Raw genomic sequence first — 17,928 nt, forward strand, 5'->3', positions numbered from 1 at the left:
GATCCAGGAGCGATCCGGGGGGCGAATGATGGCCGCGATATTGCCGCTGTGGCCTCTATGTCGCGTTAACGTGGACGCTTTCTCTCGAACCGGATTGCGCGACGCATCAGCCTCCGCTATCGACGCCCTCGCAGGAGACGTGGCCGAGTGGCTGAAGGCAACGGTTTGCTAAATCGTCGTACCCCGTAAGGGGTACCGAGGGTTCGAATCCCTCCGTCTCCGCCATTCCTCTCAGAATATAGGCCGATCAGCAGACGCCCACGGTGCGGCGGGGCAGAGGCTTCGTGCGTTATGTTGCCATTGAAAACGACCGCCGGGGACGCCTAGCTGAACAAACTCCACCAGGGCTTCCAGGGGGTCAGGTGGTGTTCGTGGTGGCGGCCGAAGTGGAAGCAGGTGAGCAACGACAGGACCGGGCCGAAGGGGCTGGTGCGGGCGTTGTGGTTGTCGGGGAAGGCGTCGTCGGTGTGCCTATGAGGCAGCCAGGTGCCGAATGTGAAAAGCTGTAGCGCCGAGAGCAGGGCGGGCGCGGCCCAAAAGACCAGAAGATTGGGTATACGGGCGCCGAGGATCAGCACCGCAACGGCCACGAGCACCGTCAGAACGGCCAGTTCTCGCCAGCCGAAATAGGTGCGGAAAAAGCCGTAGAACCAGGGCAGGAAGGCGCTAGGGGAGTCGGCGTGAAAGTCGGGATCGTCCGCCGTACCGGGCGCAGCGTGATGGGCGTGGTGTGCGGTCTTCAAAGGCGCGAACCGAAAGCCGGCATAGAGGGCCAGCGCCAGGCTGCCGATCGCCGTGTTCAGCCGTGGGCGTCCCGGGGCCAGCGAGCCGTGCATGGCGTCGTGGGCGACGATGAACAGGCCGACGGACAGCCAGGTCTGGACGGCGACGATCAGCGGAACGGTCAGGACGCTCCAGATCGTCCAGCGATGAAAATAGACGCCGTAGATATGCAGGGTCAGCCAAGCCGCCGCGATCAGGCCAGCCAGCGTCAGACCGATCAGGGCCTGGTTCGGGACGACCCGTGACATTGGCGTGACGGCGGACATGGCGCGACACTTAGCGCATCGCGGCCCGGTAAGCATCCTGTTCGCTTGCCGCATGCCTCCGCGCGTGCCACCTGTCTGGAATGCAGGTCGACGCCTCTGACACTTCCGCGCCGGACCTTTTGCTGGTCGGCGGCGGCCTGGCCAATGGTTTGCTGGCGTTGCGGCTGTCGCAGGTCCGCCCAGATCTGGACGTGCGAATCGTCGAGGCGGCGCAGACCCTGGGCGGGGTCCATACCTGGTCCTTCTTCGACAGCGACCTGACGCAGGCGCAGCGCGACTGGATCACGCCCTTGGTTGTGCATCGCTGGCCGGAATACAGCGTCCGTTTTCCCCAGTTCCAACGCGCGCTATCGACCCCCTATTGCAGCGTCACGGCCGAACGGTTCGCGGCGGTGGTCGAGGCGGCCTTGCCCGGAAAGGTCATGCTGGGCGCGCCGGTCGCCTCGGTGTCGCCGACCGAGGCGGTGCTGGCTGATGGACGGCGTCTGAGCGCCAAGGCGGTGATCGATGGGTGCGGGCCGACCGCGACGCCGGATCTGGCGCTAGGTTTTCAGAAGTTCGTCGGGCTGGAGGTGCGGCTGGCGGCGCCGCACGGTCTGACCATGCCCATCGTCATGGACGCCTGCGTCGATCAGGCCGGGGGCTACCGGTTCCTCTACACCCTGCCGTTCGATGATCGCACGCTGCTGATCGAGGATACGCGCTACACCGACGGCGATGCGCTGGATCGCGCGGCGTTCCGGCAGGGCGTGCTGGATTACGCCCACGCGCAGGGCTGGGAGATCGAGACGGTGCTGCGCGAGGAGGACGGCGTCCTGCCAGTGGCGCTTGACGGGGACATCGCCGCGCATTTGTCGCGGATGGGGGCGACGGCGCTCAGCGGCCTGCGCGCCGGGCTATTTCACCCGACCACCGGCTATTCCCTGCCAGACGCGGTGCGGCTGGCCGACCGGTTGGCGCGGGATTTCGAGCCGGCGACGATCGCCGAAGACATCCGCCGCCATGCGCATGACGTATGGGCCGGACGAGGCTTTTATCGGTTGCTGAACCGGATGCTATTCCGTGCGGCGCGGCCTGATGAGCGATACAAGGTGCTGGAGCGGTTCTATCGTCTGCCCCAGCCTTTGGTCGAACGCTTCTACGCTGCGGGATCCACACTCGCCGACAAGGCGCGGGTTCTGAGCGGAAAACCCCCGGTGCCGATCGGCGCCGCACTGACCTGTCTGGTCGAAAGAGGACGTGCGTGATGCGGGCTGCTGTAATCGGATCGGGCTTCGGAGGCTTGTCGCTGGCCATACGGCTGCAGTCGGCGGGCATCCAGACCACGGTGTTCGAGGCCCGCGATCTGGAGGGCGGCCGGGCATATGTGTTCAAGGACAAGGGCTATACCTTCGACGCCGGTCCCACCGTCATCACCGACCCGTCAGCGCTGGAGGAACTGTTTGAGGCCAGCGGGCGCAAGCTGTCGGACTATGTCGAACTGCTGCCGGTCGCGCCCTTCTATCGGCTGTGCTGGGAAGACGGCGACGTCTTCGACTACGTCAACGATCAGGACGAGCTGGATCGCCAGATCGTGGCGCGCAATCCGGCCGACAAGGAAGGCTATCGCAAGTTCCTGGCCTATTCGCAGGACCTGCTGAAGGAAGGCTATCTGAAGCTGGGGGCCGTGCCGTTCCTGGACTTCGCCAGCATGGTCAAGGCCGCGCCGGAGCTGATGCGGCTTCAGGCCTGGCGGTCGGTCTATGACAAGGTCGCCAGCTATATTCAGGACGAGCACCTGCGTCAGGCGTTCAGCTTCCACTCCCTGCTGGTCGGCGGCAATCCATTCGCCACCTCGTCGATCTATGCATTGATCCATGCGCTGGAGCGGCGCTGGGGCGTGTGGTTCCCGCGTGGCGGCACCGGAGCCCTGATCCAGGCCATGGTGCGTCTGCTCAAGGATCTGGGCGGGGAAGTCCGGCTGAACAGTCCCGTTCAGCGCATCACCATGGCGAACGGTCGTGCGACCGGCGTGGTGGTGAACGGCGAGACGCTGGCCTTCGACATGGTCGCCTCCAACGCCGACGTGGTTCACACCTATCAGCGCCTGCTGGGTCAGGAACCGCGCGGTCAGAAGGAGGGCGCCAAGCTGGCGTCGCGGCGTCACTCCATGTCGCTGTTTGTCATCTATTTCGGCCTGAAACGCGTCCACCCGGAGGTGCGACACCACACGGTGCTGTTCGGGCCGCGCTATCGCGAGCTGATCGCCGAAATCTTCAAGGGGCCGGACCTGCCCGATGACTTCTCGCTGTATCTGCATGCGCCGACGCGGACCGATCCGTCACTGGCGCCGGAAGGCTGCGACGCCTTCTATGTCCTGGCGCCCGTGCCGCACCTGGCCTCGGCGGACATCGACTGGGCGGTCGAGGGACCGCGCTATCGCGACCGGATCCTGGCCTATCTGGAAGAACGTTACATCCCCGGTTTGACGGCGGACCTGGATACCTGCCGGATCTTCACGCCGGTCGATTTCCGCGACCAGCTGAACGCGCACCAGGGTTCTGCCTTCTCGCTGGAGCCGATCCTGACCCAGAGCGCTTGGTTCCGGGTGCATAACCGCGACGACCAGATTCCCAATCTGTATTTCGTGGGCGCCGGCACCCATCCTGGCGCGGGCGTGCCGGGCGTGGTCGGCTCGGCCAAGGCCACGGCCGTCCTGATGATCGAGGACGCGAGGCAGCCGGCATGAACGACGCCGTCCTGGATCACAGCCGCCAGTCGATGGAGCAGGGGTCCAAGAGCTTCGCCGCCGCCGCGCGCCTATTCCCGGCGGCGATCCGCGACGACGCCTGGATGCTGTATTCCTGGTGCCGGCACTGCGACGACGAGATCGACGGACAGGTGTTGGGCCACGGCGCGGTCGGCATCGATCCGGTGCTGGCCGGCGAGAAGCTGGACGAACTGCGTTTGCGCACCGCCGCCGCCCTGGCCGGTGAGCCGCAGACGGACCCGGTCTTCACCGCCTTCCAACGCGTGGCCATGCGTCATGGCATTCCGGCTGACGAGGCGATGGACCTGTTGCAGGGGTTCGAGATGGACGTGGTCGGCCGGCGTTACGATACGCTGGAGGACACGCTGGACTACGCCTATCACGTCGCCGGCGTCGTCGGGGTGATGATGGCGCGGATCATGGGGGTGGACGATGCGCCGACCTTGAGACGCGCCCAGGACCTGGGGCTGGCGTTCCAGCTAACGAACATCGCTCGCGACGTGGTCGAGGATGCGAAGGGCGGACGCGTCTATCTGCCCGGCGCCTGGCTGGATGAGGCGGGCGTGCCGCGCGATCAGGTCGATCAGCCCCAGCACCGCGCGGCTGTGGCCAAGACGGCGCAGCGTCTGGTGGCGGCCGCCGAGCCCTTCTACGCCTCGGCGCGGTGGGGTTTGCGCGATCTGAACCCGCGTTCGGCCTGGGCCATCGCGACGGCGCGCGGCGTCTATCGTTCGATCGGCCGCCACGTGTCGCGCGCTGGGGTGAGCGCCTGGGACGGGCGGACGTCGGTCGACAAGGCGGGTAAACTGATGCTGCTGGGGCGCGGTGGCCTGATCGCCCTGTGGTGCAAGACGCTGGACGCTTGGCGCGAGCCGCCGCCGCGCCCGGCGTTATGGACCCACGTCTGACGATCAGCGAGCCGCGCGCCGCCGCTCCAACATCAGGGCGACGCCCAGGCCGCCTGCGCCCAGGTTGGCCATGACCGCCCAGGCGGCGATGACCGTCGAAGTAAATTCGCCCCGCCAGATCACGGCCTGATAGGCCTCGATGGCCCAGGCGTGGGGCGTGATCCAGCCGAGATTGCGGAAGGCCTCGGGCATCAAAAAGCGCGGCGCCATCGATCCGCCCAGAGCGGCCAGCAGCAGGACGACGAAGGTCGTCAGCGGCTGGGCCTGCTCACGCGATCGACACGCTGCTGTCAAAGCAAGGGCCAGGCCGGCGGCGCAGAAACCGACCGCCAAGGCGGTCATCGCAGCCGCCGCCATCTGCCAGGGCGCGAGGTCGGGCAGCTTGACCCAGGCGGCGACGAACACAGCCGCCGACTGCATCACGCCCACCGCCGTCAGCCAGACGGCCCGCCCGCCAAGGATGGGCGCAAGGCCGCCGCGGGCCAGGGCCAGGCGTGATTGGAGGCCGGACCGCCGCTCGTCCAGCCCGCCCATGGCCCCGTGCATGGCGGCGAAGAAGACGAACATGACGCTGACCGCGCCCGCATAATAGGTCGCCTGCACATCACCCTGGGGACCGATCTGGAGGGTCTGAACGCGCGACGCGGGTCGTGCGACCTGACCCGACAGGGCGGCGGCCATCGGCTCCAGCCGCGCCTGAAGCGCCGACGCCGCCACGTCCCGGCCGGCGGCGGAAACGATCACCAGCTTCGGCGGTCCCTGCGTCGAGGGACGGATCAGTATGCCCGCGTCGGCGCGACCGTCGATGACGGCGCGATCGAAGGCCTCGCGATCGTCGACGACACGAAGACGATCGCCTATGTCTTTCGACACCGCCTCGCGGATCGCTGCCGTCGCGGGCGTGCGCGACGCGTCGTGCAGCACGACGGTGGTGTCGATGTCGCCGCGCGCGCCCGCGCCGAAGATCGCTGCGAACAGCAGATAGACCAGGGGTGGCAACAGTAGGGTCAGGATCACGCCGGCGCGGTCGCGCCAAAACCCTCTCGCCCAGGCGCCCGCCACCGCCATCATGATGGAGCCTGCGACAGCTGTGCGACCAGATCGTCCAGGCCGGGGCGGCGCACGGCGACCTCGCCATCCTCCCCATCGACGACGGCGGCCAGCATCTGGGCGATGGCCAACGCGTCCTCGCAGAGCCGCCGCCACTCCAGCCCGTCCTCGGACGCTGTCAGCCCCGCCTGGGCGAACCATTGGGCGGCGGGGTCCGATGCCGGTCGGGTCAGGCGAATGCTGAGCAGCCGGGCTGAGCCGAACGCGCGATGAAGCAGGGCGTGCGGCGCGCCTTCCGCCAGAAGCCGTCCCTGCGCCAGGACGCCGATCCGGTCGGCCGTATCGGCGACGAAGATGGCGTCATGGCTGATCAGAAGGCAGCCGGCGCCCGCCTTTGCGGTTTCGCGCAGGGCTATGGACAGCACACTGCGGGTCGCCGCATCCACCCCTTCAGTCGGTTCGTCTGCGATCAGCAGGCGCGGTTGCCCGACCAGGGCGGCGCTGAGGTTGGCTCGCCGTTTCCAACCGCCGGACAGGGTGCGCACCGGCTGGTCCGCGCGCGGGCCGCAGCCGGTCAGGTCTAGCGCGCGGTTCACAGCGGCGCCGCGATCACGCTTGGGCACGCCGCATAGCCGCGCCATCACATCGACGTTCTCGCGCGGCGACAGGGCCGGGAACAGGGCGCTGTCCTGCGGCGCCAGCCCGATGCGCCCGCGTGGTCCGCCGCCTTCGCCCAATACGACACGCCCGCGACGAGCGGGCAGCAGACCCGAGGCGACGCGCGCCACCGTGGACTTGCCCGCGCCGTTCGCCCCGAGCAGGGCATAGACCTCGCCCACAGCGATGCTGAGGCTGAAGTCACGCAGCACGGGTCGGCCGTCGTAGCCCGCATCGATCCCGCTCAACGACAAGGCCGGCGTGACCTCAGACCCCAAGTTCGGCCTGCTGGAAAAGGTCCAGGACATAGAGGGCCAGGGGGCTGTCATGGCCGACCGCCTCGACCGCCTTGGCCAAGGATTGCCGCACCGCCGCGCGGGTTCGGCATTCGCCCCACAGATCGACGAAGGTGGTGGTGTCGTCGTCCTGACCCACGTCCTTGCCGACGGCGTCGACGGTCGAACAAACATCCAGCAGATCGTCGCAAAGCTGGAAGGCGAAGCCGATCGCCTCGCCGAAGACCGACAGCCGCGCCAAATCCTGCGCATCGCCGCCGCCGAGCAGACCGCCGCCGCGCACGGTGGCGACGAATAGGGCGCCGGTTTTCAGGTCATTGATCTGGCGCAGTGCAGTTTCATCGCGATCCCGTGCGTCGTCGCGCAGGTCGCGCATCTGACCCTCGGACAAGCCGTCGAAGCCGATCGCCTGCGTCAAAAGGTCCAGGGCCGCCAGACGCGTTTCCGCCGACGCCGGGGTCTGCAGCACCAGACGCGTCGCCTGGTTCAGCAGGGCCACGGCCGCCAGAACGGCCGTATCCTCGCCGTGGCGACGGTGCAGTGTCGGCTGGCCCCGACGCAACGAGGCGTCGTCCATGCACGGCAGATCGTCCAGAACCAGCGACGCGGCATGAACCATCTCCAGCGCGCAGGCATAGTCCAGGGCGTCTTCCGGATCTCCGCCGACATGCGCCGCCGCCAGCATGGCCAGCACCGGCCGGACGCGTTTTCCCTGGCCCAGCAAGGCCTCGCGGGCCGCCGTAGACAGCAGGCCGTCGTGCGCCGGAGCCAGCTCAGCCAAGCGCGACTGAACCAGAAGGCGCAGATCGTCGGGGTCGCAGGATGCGTCCGCCAGGGGCGGTTGGCGCCGGATGCCGACGATCGCCATACAGATCTCCCATACTCGCCGGCGTCGCGTTGCGACCACGCGCCGAACCTTTATGATGCCATACGGCATCACGACCGCGTCGGATGCAACCCGCCAGGAGCCGTTTGCGATGTCCACCGACGCCGATGCCTTGATCCGGCGCAAGGACGAACACATCGACCACGTGCGGGCCGGACGAGGCGTCAGCCAGACGACATCGGGTCTGGACGCCGTCCGTTTCGCTCATGACGCCCTGCCAGATATCGATCACGACGCGATCGATCTGGCGACGCGCTTTCTGGGGCGGCGGGTCGCCTTGCCGTTCCTGATCAGTTCGATGACCGGCGGGCCATCGCGGGCCGAGGCGATCAATGCGCGGCTTGCGGAGGCCGCCCAGGCTCTGGGCGTCGTTCTGGCTGTCGGCTCGCAGCGTGTGGCGCTGGAGACGGACGGCGGTTTGGGTCTGGGGCTGGATCTGCGACGCCGGGCTCCGGATGCGATGATCCTGGCCAATCTGGGCGCCGTGCAGTTCGCCCTGGGCTATGGCGTGGACGAGGCGCGGCGGGCCATGGAGATGATCGGCGCCGACGCCCTGATCCTGCATCTGAACCCGTTGCAGGAAGGCGTTCAGCCCGAGGGCGATCGCGACTGGCGTGGCGTGGCGCGAGGCATCGAGCAGATTGCGGCGGCTTTCCCGGGCCGTCTGATCGTCAAGGAGACCGGCGCCGGCCTGTCCGGCGCGGTGGCGCGTCGTTTGGCGGACATGGGCGTCGCCGCGCTGGACGTGGCCGGGGCGGGGGGCACCAACTGGGGCCTGATCGAGGGTGCGCGAGCGACGGGAGGTCGGGCGGAAGCGCTGGCCGCGCCCTTCGCCGGCTGGGGCGTGCCGACGGCGCGCAGCCTGGTAGACTGCGCCCAGGCCGCGCCGGAACTGGATCTGATCGGGTCGGGCGGCATCCGCGACGGTCTGGATGCGGCGCGCGCGATCCGGCTGGGCGCCTGTCTGGTCGGCCAAGCGGCGGGCGTGCTCGAGGCGGCGCTGACTTCGACCGGGGCCGTGGTGGGTCATCTGGATCTGATGGCGGCCCAACTGCGGCTGGCCTGCTTCTGCACCGGGTCGGCGGACCTTGCCGCCCTGGCTCAGGCGCCGTTGCTGGAAGCGCCGCGCTTCTGAGACAGTTCGGCCTTCAGCGCGCGCGCCGACCGCACCCACAGGAAGCCGAACGACACGCAGCCTTCGCGCGTCCGCACTGCGTGATGCAGTCGGTGGGCTTGAATGCGTCGCGTCCAGAACCCCGAGCGTCCGACGATTCCCGTCGGAAACCGGCGATGCACCAGTCCGTCGTGAAAGAAGAAATAGATCAGTCCATAGGCTGTCACGCCCATGCCGATCGGCAGCGCCCAAGGCCACAGATGCAGACCCAAGGCGACGAAGACGATGGCCGGGGCGGCGAACACCACGGCGAACAGGTCGTTTTTTTCCAGCACGTCGTCGTGCGGCTCATGATGGCTGCGGTGCCAGGTCCAAAGCAGGCCATGCATGACATAGCGATGCATCGCCCAGGCGAAGACCTCCATCCCCAGGAAGGTGGCGAGGAACAGCAGGATCATCGTCGGCCAGGACATGACCCATCATAGGCGCTTTACGGACCGCGCGTCACGACTTGACCCGGCGCGACGTTTCGCCGTCTGTGCGCCCATGTTGAAGGACCTGTTCGTCACCACCCTCGCGCTCAGCCTGATCATCGGCGTGCGCTATCTGCTGGTCGGTGTCGTGACCCATGGCTTGCTGTGGGGCGGAGCGGGACGGGGGCGTCAGCTGAACCACAGGCCGCCAGCGGCGAAACGCATCCGCGCCGAAGTCATCGCGTCCTTGATCGCCTGCCCGATCTACGCCTTGCCGGCTGCATTCGTCATCGAACTCTGGAAGCGCGGCGGGACGGCGATCTATGACGATATCCATGCCTGGCCGCTATGGTGGCTGCCCGTCAGCTTCATCGTCTACATGCTAGCCCACGACGCCTTCTACTATTGGGTTCACCGCGGACTGCACTATCCGCGCGTCTTCCCCTGGGCCCATGCCGAGCATCATCGGTCGCACGATCCCAGCGCCTTTGCTTCCTTCGCCTTCGATCCGGCTGAAGCGATCGCCACAGCCTGGTTCCTGCCGGCCCTGACCCTGTTCATTCCTATTCATTGGGGCGTAGCGCTGGCGCTGCTGACTCTGATGACCGCCACGGCCGTGCTGAATCATGCGGGTCGGGAGGTCTGGCCCGCGTCCTGGCTGAAACGCGCCCCCCTGCGCTGGATGATCACCGCCACCCACCACGACGCGCACCACAAACGCTTCAACGGCAACTACGGCCTGTATTTCCAGATGTGGGACCGATGGGCAGGCAGCGAGATTTCTTCCGCTCGAAGGAAGAGAGGCTGAGACGCCACCGCTTTGAACCAGGATTGTCGGGCGTCCTCAGCGGAAGTCAGCGGGTTTTAGGCCATGCCGCTGCAGCTTGTCGTACAGCGTCTTTCTCGGAACCTGCATTTCGGCGAGCACTGCGGATATGTCCCCACAATGGGACTGTAGCGCGTCGCGCAGCAGTTCGGCTTCGAATCTGTTGACGCGGTCGGGAAGGCTCAGGCCTTCATCGGGCGGGCGGGTCGTGTCGTCGAGCGACAAGGCGACGCGTTCGGCGAAATGCGCCAGTTCGCGGATATTGCCGGGCCAATCGGCCTCGACCAACAGGCGTCTTACGCTGTCGCTTATAGAGGGGGTGTCGACGCCGTGGCGGTCCGCAGCGCGACGCAGGAAGTGGGCGAATAGCAGGGGAATATCTTCTCTCCGTTCGCGCAGAGGCGGTACGCGGAGTCTCACCACGTTCAGACGGTAATAGAGGTCTTCGCGAAAGGCGCCCCCGCGCGCGGCTTCGCCCAGATCGATCTTTGACGACGCCAGGACACGCAAATCTAAGGCGCGGGGCTCATTGGCCCCGATGGGATGGACCTCGCGTTCCTCCAGGACCCGCAAAATCTTGACCTGAACGGCCAGAGGCATGCTCTCGACCTCGTCCAGAAACAATGAGCCGTTGTGCGCCCGTTCGACGTGTCCGACCCGTCGGCGCAAGGCTCCGGCGAAGGCGCCGAGTTCGTGGCCAAACAGTTCGCTCTCGATCAGCCCGTCGGGCAGGGCGCCACAGTTGACGGCGACGAACGGCGCCAATCGTCGCCGGCCGCCGTTGTGCAGGGCGCGCGCAACGGCCTCCTTTCCTGTCCCGGTTTCACCTTCGATCAGCACGTCCATCCGGGCGTCGGCGATCTGAGCGATGGTGGCGCGGAGGGCGGTGATGGCGCGAGACGAACCGGCCAGGGGCAGTTCCTGTCCGCTGTCGGAGGCCATAGCCAGCAGGCGACGGTTTTCCAGCACCAGGCCGCGTTTTTCCAGCGCGCGGTTCATGCTGTCCTGAAGGCGCTCAAACGGAAAGGGCTTGGCGACGAAGTCGTAGGCGCCGTCCTTCATCGCTGCGACGGCGTCGGTGATATCGCCATGGCCAGTGATCATGATGATCGGCAGGGCCGCGTCCAGAGCCTGGAGGCGGCTGAGCAACTGGCGGCCATCAAGGCCGGGCATCCGCAGGTCGGTGATGACAACGCCCGGGAAATCGGCGTCAATCGCTCTCAATGCAGGTTCGGCCCCCGGAAAAGGGCGGACGTCGTAACCTTCCAAGGTCAGGCGCTCGACCAAGGCATGGCGGAAATCGGCGTCGTCCTCGATCAGAGCGACGGCAGTGGGGCGAGCGAATTCCATCACGCGATCCTAAGCGTGGCGACAAAGGTCGCTCCGACGTCCTCGTCGACCAAGTCAAGCTCGCCGCCGAAACCGGCGACCAGATCTCGACAGATGACCAAACCCAAGCCGAGGCCATTTGCGCGTGTGGTGACAAAGGGCGTGAACAGTTGGGCGCGCACAGCGGGAGGGACGCCAGGACCATTGTCGGAGATGCTCAATCGAACACGGTCCTTATCGCGCGAGACTTTCAGCGTTAGTCGCGGCCGATCGCAGTCTTCCAGCGCTTCTGAAGCGTTCTTGACCAGATTGACGATCACCTGTTCCAAGCGAAAGCGGTCGGCGCGCACTGTGACGTTTGCGTCGCCTTCGCGGATCAATTTGACGCCGCCCTCGTCCAATCGGCCGCGCGTCAGCAGCAAGGCCCCGTAGATCGCGTCCTCCAGGCGGACGATGCCGATTTTGGGATCTGACTTTCTGGAAAAGACACTTAGGCCCTCGGTGATGGCGCCGATGCGCTGGGTCAGGTCGCTGATCCGCGCCAACGCGCCACGCGCCTTGGCGGGCTCGTCGCGGTCAAGCAGAACGCCGGCAGTCTCTGCCTGGGTCTGGATGGCGGCGACGGGTTGGTTGATCTCGTGCGCCACGCTGGCGACGATCTGCCCCAGGGCGGCGAGTTTGCTGGCTTGAACCAGCTCGTCACGCAGCAGTTCGCGTGCGGTCTCGGCTCGGCGGCGTTCCTCGATCTGACGATTGAGGGCGGCATTGGCGTTACGAAGCTCGTGGGTCCGTTCGTCGATCAGCCTTTCCAATTCCAGCCGCGCCTCTTCCTCGGCACGAGCGCGGACAAGGGCCTGATGCCGACGACGCAGGAGCACGACGATGACGCCTGCCAGCAGGGTGACGATCAGGGCCGCAAGCGCCCGCGCGGTTGCGACGGCCGTCCCAATGGATCCGCGATCCGGCGACAGCAGGTGCAGAGTCCAGCCGGGCGTCTCCGTTGGGATCGCCGCATGCATCCAGCGCTGCTCGCGGCCATCGACTGGAGCCTGGATCAGACGCGGTCGATCATTGGGGGGCGTGACGAAGGGGAGGGGGCGCAACGCCTCGGGTTGAAGCGTCTGATCGGTCAATGTCAGCCGCCGTCGACGTTCGTCCAGCGCTTCTGTGGTGCGGAAACGCCATGCGGGCACGCTGGTGATCAGCACGACGCCGCCGGGATCGACAACATAGGCCGGCTCACCTGACGCGCGCCATTCGGCCTCGAGAGTGGCGAACTCGACCTTGACCACAACGACGCCCACGGCGGAGCTGCTCGACCCGTCAACGCGCCGCGCCAGATAGAGCCCGGGTCGGCCGGACACGGTGCCCAAGGCGAAGAACTCCGCCTGGCCCTGGCGCATGGCGTTGATAAAATAAGGGCGAAACCCATAGTCGGCGCCGACGAAACTGGTCGGCAGGCGCCAGTTGCTGGCGGCGCGGGTCCGGCCGTTGGCGTCGATGATATAGATGGCGGCGGCCCGTGTCTGACGCGCCAAAGTCTCCAGTTTAAGGCTGACAGGATCGCCCTTGGCAGTCTGCGGGGCGCTCAGCAGGGCAGCGATGTCGGGATCGCTCGCCAACGCTAGGGGCAGGGAGCGGTGCTTTTCCAGTTCGCTGCGTAGCACGGCCGCGTGCAAGGCGGCGGCCGCCTCTGTCTGCCGAGCCAGTTCGATCTGAGCGTCACGCCGAGCCACCTCGCCCGCCCCGAAAGCCGCCAGGACGGCGATCGTGAACCAAGCTCCCGCCGTTATCAGCCAACGGGAGCGCCAAGGTTTTCGAGCCGAGCCTATGACAGGTGAATGCTGCACATTCCTAGTGTGCGGATAATCGCACGTAAGGGCTAGTCGCCTGGGTGAAAAACCGCACAGATATCTCGATAAACACTCCGGCTTTCATAGAAAGTGCTTGGTTATCATAAAGATGGAGACGTTCGATCAATCGCTTTCGCGATGATGGTTCTCGTTGGAAGCTCTATCCAACGGAGCGTGGCGAAGATCGCGCCCATCGAGGAGACTGCGGGATCACCCCCGCACATCAGGAGCCCTTCGTGATCTCAATACCGTCAGAGGCCGCGCCGGTCGTTCGCCGGCCGTTCTATCGCCACCTGTATTTCCAGGTGCTGATCGCTATCGCGCTCGGCGCTCTGATCGGTCATTTCTGGCCGACATTCGGCGAAAGCCTGAAGCCGCTGGGCGACGGATTCATCAAACTGGTGAAGATGGTCATCGCGCCAGTCATCTTCCTGACCATTGTGACCGGCATCGCCGGCATGCGCGATCTTGGAAGCGTCGGTCGCGTCGCCGCCAAGGCCTTCGCATACTTCCTGGTCTTCTCGACTCTGGCTCTGATCGTGGGCCTGATCATCGCCAATCTGGTGCGTCCGGGCAATGGTCTGAACATCGACCCGGCGACGTTGAACGCCGGCGCCGTCGAGCAGTATGCGGCGGCCGCGCACGAGAGCACGATCGTCGGCTTCCTGATGGGCGTCATTCCCGACACGCTGGTCAGCGCCTTCTCGACCGGCAACATCCTGCAGGTTCTGTTCGTGTCGATCCTGTTTGGCCTCGCCCTGGCGTTGGTGGGAGAGCGGGCCCAGCCTGTGGTCGATCTGTTCGAGACGCTCAGCCTTGCCGTGTTCAAGCTGGTCGCCATCGTGATGAAGGCCGCGCCCATCGGCGCCTTCGGAGCCTTCGCCTTTACGATCGGCGCCTACGGCATCGCATCGATCGCCAATCTGGCCGCCTTGATCGTGACCTTCTACGTCACTGCGATCATCTTCGTCGTGGGCGTGCTGGGGCTGGTGGGCGTCGCCAACGGCTTCAACATTCTCAAGCTGATCCGTTACCTTAAGGAAGAGCTTCTGCTGGTGCTGGGCACTTCCAGTTCAGAGGCGGCCCTGCCCAGCCTGATCTCCAAGATGGAACGCGCGGGCGCCGCCAAGTCGGTCGTCGGCCTGGTCGTGCCGACCGGCTATTCGTTCAATCTGGACGGCACCAACATCTATATGACGATGGCTGCTCTGTTCATTGCTCAGGCGCTGAACATCGAACTCACCATCTGGCAGCAGATCACGCTTCTGCTGGTCGCCATGCTCAGCTCAAAAGGCGCAGCGGGCATTACGGGCGCAGGCTTCATCACCTTGGCGGCGACCCTGTCGGTCGTGCCGGATGTGCCAGTCGCAGGCATGGCGCTGATCCTGGGCATCGACCGCTTCATGAGCGAATGCCGGGCCCTGACCAACTTCATCGGCAACGCCGTGGCCACTATCGTCGTGGCCCGCTGGGAGAACGCGCTGGATCGCGACGCCCTGAAGGCCGCGCTGGGCGGACATCCCTTGCCGGTGGCGGCGCTGCCTGACCCTGCGGCGGGGCCTGGAGACGATCTGGTTCTCGCCAAGGACTGACGGCGAGGACGACTTTTGAATGACGGGACCGCCGACATAACGACGGCCCGGGAGGAGGAAACATGAAGATGCAATCCAAGTTCGCACTGATGGCGGGCGCGGCCTCGGCTGTCCTGCTGATCTCGGCGGGAGCGGCTCTGGCTCAGGACGCCACGCCTCAGTCCACGCCAGCGCAGGAGGGCGAGGCGGCGCAGGTCGAGGACATCGTCGTCGTCGGCTCTCAAATCCGCGGCGCCTCCACCACGGCGGCTCTACCGGTAACCGTCGTCACGCAGGAAGAAATAATCGCGACCGGCGCCGTCAGCGGCGATGATCTGCTGCGGTCCATTCCCCAGATGGGTGATGTGCTGTTCTCCAGCGCCAACAATCCTCAAACCTCGAACGCAGCGCGAGGCGACGTCAACTCGGTCAATCTGCGCTCGCTGGGCGTGGGCAACACCCTGGTGCTCTTGAACGGACGTCGGATCGTTCAGCACCCTACCAGCCAAGGAACGTCAGACACCGGCACGGTGCCGGTGCTCAGCTACAACTCCAACGCCATTCCGGTCTCGGGGTTGGAGCGGTTAGAGGTTCTGCTGGACGGCGCCGCCGCCATCTATGGCGCGGACGCCGTTGCGGGCGTCGTGAACACTGTGCTTCAGCAGGATTTCGATGGCTTGGAGATGAAGGCCCAGTACGGCGGTGCGGAGGGCACGCATCGCCGAGAGTTCACCTTCGGAATGTTCGCCGGCAAGGATTTCGAGCGGGGCAATCTGTCGGGCTTCCTCGACTACACCAACCGCACCGCCCAGCAGGCCAGCGACGAACCCTATACCGCCTCTGACGACCGCCGCAGCCTGTTCGCCAACGTGCCGGGCTATGAGAATTCGACCGACACCGACGGGCGCTCTTCCTATACAGCCTGGGCCAACTTCCAGACGCCGTTCCAAGTCCGTCGGGGCACAACGGCCCTGACGACCGGCGCCGGCGCCTTCCACAATCAGCCTTCCAGCTTCGGCTGCACCGCGCCGGTTGGGGGTGATGTTTGCCTGGCCAGCGGCAATATCAGCTACAGCGGCGCCGGCCGCGAGTTGCGCTATGACGCGGCGCGGGGCACCACCCAATCGCCGGATATCGAACGGTTGAACCTGTTCGTGTCGGGTCACTACGATCTCGACAACGGCGTCACGGCCTTTGGTGAACTCGGCTATTACACGGCATCGACCCAAAACATTCAGCCGCCGACCATCCTGCTGAACCCGCTCTGGATCCCAGCCAGCAACTACTGGAATCCGTTCGGTCCCGTCACCTTTGCCGACGGCACGCGCAATCCCAATCGTCTCGCTGGCCTGACAAACGTCCCCACAGCCGGGACGGCCGTTAAGCTGGTTCGGTATCGCTTCAACGATCTGGGCGCCCAGGTGGTGGATGTCGACAACTGGCAGTCCCGCTTCTTGGGCGGCCTGCGGGGCGAATGGCGCGGCTTCGATTGGGAAAGCGCGCTGCTGTATTCGGAAGCCGAGGCCACCGACAGCTCGAACGCCGTCAATCTGACCGCGCTTCAGGCCAATCTCGCCCTGTCGACGCCCGACGCCTACAATCCTTTCAGCGGCGGATGTGTGAACGACACCAGCTTTGGCGACTGCACGCCCAGTTCTCAGGCCGCGATCGACGCCATCACGACCGACCTGACGCGGGTGTCCAAGACCACGCTTGCGCTGTGGGACTTCAAGGTCAGCCGTCCCGATGTCTTCACCCTGCCGGGCGGACCTGTCGGTATGGCCCTGGGCGTCGAGGCGCGCCGTGAGACCCAGCGTGACGACCGCGACGCCGATTTGGACGGCACCAACGTCTTCCGCGACAGCGTGTCGGGCGAGATCAGCCAGTCCAACATCGCTGCGGTCAGTTCAAACCCCGATACCTACGGCAAACGCGAGGTCTATTCGGCCTATGTCGAGTTTGCGGTGCCTGTCGTTTCGCCGGAGATGAACATCCCGCTTGTTCGCAGTCTCGATTTCCAACTGGCCGGTCGATACGAGCACTATTCCGACTTCGGCGATGTGGCTAAGCCCAAGATCGCCATGGCCTGGGATTTGGTCGAAGGCGTCCGCGTCCGAGGCTCCTATTCCGAGGGTTTCCGCGCCCCGAACCTGGAACAGACCAACGCGGCGCAGTACGGGCGTCTGTCCACCAATAACGATTACATCCGCTGCGAGGCCGATCTGCGCCTGGGTCGGATCACCAACTTCAATCAATGTTCGCAACCCGCCAGCGCCTCGCTGCTGGTATCGGGCAATCCCGAGCTTCAGCCCGAGGAAAGCAGGAACCAGTCCATCGGCCTGGTTTTGCAGCCTTGGTTCATTCCCGAGCAGTTTGGCCGCTTCACCTTCACGCTGGACCGCTGGAAGATCGAGCAAGAGAAGATCGTCGGTCTGCTGGGCGCGCAGTCGAACGTCGTGCTGGACTACCTGAACATCCTGAACGGCACGCGGAACGACAACGTCAACCGGGCGGCGGTGACGGCCGACGACATCGCCTTCTTCCAGGGGAGCGGAATCACTCCCGTCGGACAGATCGTCTCGGTCGAAGACCAGTTCATCAACCTGCTGCCGCAGACGGTGGAGGGTCTCGACATCGGTCTTCAGTGGCGACTGCGCGGCACGCCCTGGGGCAACTTCCGCGCCAGCGTGAATGCGGCGCATCTGACGAAGTTCGACCGTTCTCCCGGCCCTTTGGTCGAGTCGCTGTTCGCGGCGCGTGAAGCCGGTCAGATCAACGCGAATACACCGCTGCCGATCTCTCAGACCCTGCTGGCTCGCAACGGCCGGCCGGAATGGCGGGTGACGGGCTCGTTCACCTGGTCGCAAGGGCCATGGCAGGTGGGCGCATTCACCCAATACAACAGCGCCGTCACCGAAACCGGCTTCCTCAGCGCCCAGGGCGATCCCTGGCAGGTCGATAGTCAGATCACTGGCAATCTGTATGGTCAGTATGAGTTCGGCGACAACGCTGGCTTTGCGTCCGGCACAACGGTTCGCCTGGGGGCTCGTAACATCACTGACGAGCAGCCGCCGTTGACTTCATCGGGCTATCTGGGTGCGCTCTACAATCCCTACGGCCGCTACTGGTACGCCAACATCTCCAAGACGTTCTAAGAGGGGAGAGGC

Annotated in this window: 14 protein-coding genes and 1 tRNA gene; 8 read left to right on the forward strand and 7 right to left on the reverse strand. The window is 65.7% G+C overall.

Annotation, left to right across the window (positions count from 1 at the left end):
* Positions 1 to 133 precede the first annotated feature (133 nt).
* Positions 134 to 225, forward strand: a tRNA-Ser gene (locus A4249_RS04360).
* Positions 226 to 323: 98 nt separating this feature from the next.
* On the opposite strand, the gene A4249_RS04365 is transcribed toward A4249_RS04360, so the two are convergent.
* Positions 324 to 1,049, reverse strand: a complete 726-nt coding sequence (locus tag A4249_RS04365; protein ID WP_231868767.1) for a fatty acid desaturase — start codon at positions 1,047 to 1,049, stop codon at positions 324 to 326.
* 80 nt (positions 1,050 to 1,129) lie between these two features.
* On the opposite strand from A4249_RS04365, the gene crtY reads away from it, so the two are divergent.
* Genes crtY through A4249_RS04380 form a run of 3 tightly spaced genes read left to right on the forward strand, consistent with a single transcriptional unit; the run spans position 1,130 to position 4,706 of the window.
* Entirely contained in the window at positions 1,130 to 2,296 is a 1,167-nt protein-coding gene (gene crtY / locus A4249_RS04370; RefSeq protein WP_066551312.1) for a lycopene beta-cyclase CrtY, read from the forward strand.
* On the forward strand, positions 2,296 to 3,777 hold the full coding sequence (locus A4249_RS04375; RefSeq protein ID WP_066551314.1) for a phytoene desaturase: 1,482 nt from the start codon (positions 2,296 to 2,298) through the stop codon (positions 3,775 to 3,777). Before crtY ends, A4249_RS04375 begins: the two co-directional genes overlap by 1 nt.
* On the forward strand, positions 3,774 to 4,706 hold the full coding sequence (locus tag A4249_RS04380) for a phytoene/squalene synthase family protein (RefSeq protein WP_066551316.1): 933 nt from the start codon (positions 3,774 to 3,776) through the stop codon (positions 4,704 to 4,706). The genes A4249_RS04375 and A4249_RS04380 overlap by 4 nt, the downstream gene beginning before the upstream one ends.
* Before the next feature lie 3 nt (positions 4,707 to 4,709).
* Here A4249_RS04380 and A4249_RS04385 read toward each other — a convergent pair whose 3' ends face one another.
* The 3 genes from A4249_RS04385 to A4249_RS04395 are packed head-to-tail and all read right to left on the reverse strand — an operon-like array spanning position 4,710 to position 7,577.
* A complete protein-coding gene (locus A4249_RS04385; protein WP_066551319.1) occupies positions 4,710 to 5,777 on the reverse strand; it encodes an ABC transporter permease in 1,068 nt (355 codons plus the stop codon).
* Entirely contained in the window at positions 5,774 to 6,661 is an 888-nt protein-coding gene (locus A4249_RS04390; RefSeq protein ID WP_231868768.1) for an ABC transporter ATP-binding protein, read from the reverse strand. The genes A4249_RS04385 and A4249_RS04390 overlap by 4 nt, the downstream gene beginning before the upstream one ends.
* 19 nt (positions 6,662 to 6,680) lie before the next feature.
* Positions 6,681 to 7,577 carry a polyprenyl synthetase family protein gene (locus tag A4249_RS04395; protein ID WP_066551323.1) on the reverse strand — a complete coding sequence of 299 codons (897 nt, stop codon included), beginning with the start codon at positions 7,575 to 7,577 and terminating at the stop codon, positions 6,681 to 6,683.
* Between the two features lie 109 nt (positions 7,578 to 7,686).
* Between A4249_RS04395 and fni the strand changes: the two genes are divergently transcribed.
* Positions 7,687 to 8,730 (forward strand): type 2 isopentenyl-diphosphate Delta-isomerase, encoded by a 1,044-nt coding sequence (fni, locus tag A4249_RS04400; protein ID WP_066554777.1) that lies wholly within the window; start codon positions 7,687 to 7,689, stop codon positions 8,728 to 8,730.
* Here the strand turns inward: fni and A4249_RS04405 are convergent.
* Positions 8,697 to 9,182 (reverse strand): sterol desaturase family protein, encoded by a 486-nt coding sequence (locus A4249_RS04405; RefSeq protein WP_066551325.1) that lies wholly within the window; start codon positions 9,180 to 9,182, stop codon positions 8,697 to 8,699. The genes fni and A4249_RS04405 overlap by 34 nt on opposite strands.
* On the opposite strand from A4249_RS04405, the gene A4249_RS04410 reads away from it, so the two are divergent.
* A complete protein-coding gene (locus A4249_RS04410; RefSeq protein ID WP_231868769.1) occupies positions 9,181 to 9,990 on the forward strand; it encodes a sterol desaturase family protein in 810 nt (269 codons plus the stop codon). The genes A4249_RS04405 and A4249_RS04410 overlap by 2 nt on opposite strands.
* Positions 9,991 to 10,026: 36 nt before the next feature.
* Here A4249_RS04410 and A4249_RS04415 read toward each other — a convergent pair whose 3' ends face one another.
* Both A4249_RS04415 and A4249_RS04420 read right to left on the reverse strand, forming a co-directional pair.
* The gene (locus A4249_RS04415; RefSeq protein WP_066551329.1) at positions 10,027 to 11,358 is read right to left on the reverse strand and encodes a sigma-54-dependent transcriptional regulator; all 1,332 of its coding nucleotides are present in this window, start codon (positions 11,356 to 11,358) and stop codon (positions 10,027 to 10,029) included.
* On the reverse strand, positions 11,358 to 13,073 hold the full coding sequence (locus tag A4249_RS04420; protein ID WP_231868770.1) for an ATP-binding protein: 1,716 nt from the start codon (positions 13,071 to 13,073) through the stop codon (positions 11,358 to 11,360). The genes A4249_RS04415 and A4249_RS04420 overlap by 1 nt, the downstream gene beginning before the upstream one ends.
* 356 nt (positions 13,074 to 13,429) lie before the next feature.
* Between A4249_RS04420 and A4249_RS04425 the strand changes: the two genes are divergently transcribed.
* Positions 13,430 to 14,782, forward strand: coding sequence for a dicarboxylate/amino acid:cation symporter (locus A4249_RS04425; protein ID WP_156494746.1), 1,353 nt, complete (start codon positions 13,430 to 13,432; stop codon positions 14,780 to 14,782).
* Between the two features lie 62 nt (positions 14,783 to 14,844).
* Entirely contained in the window at positions 14,845 to 17,916 is a 3,072-nt protein-coding gene (locus A4249_RS04430) for a TonB-dependent receptor domain-containing protein (protein ID WP_066551333.1), read from the forward strand.
* The last annotated feature ends 12 nt before the right edge of the window (positions 17,917 to 17,928 follow it).

It is taken from the genome of Brevundimonas sp. GW460-12-10-14-LB2, from assembly GCF_001636925.1.
In the GTDB taxonomy this organism is placed as follows: domain Bacteria; phylum Pseudomonadota; class Alphaproteobacteria; order Caulobacterales; family Caulobacteraceae; genus Brevundimonas; species Brevundimonas vesicularis.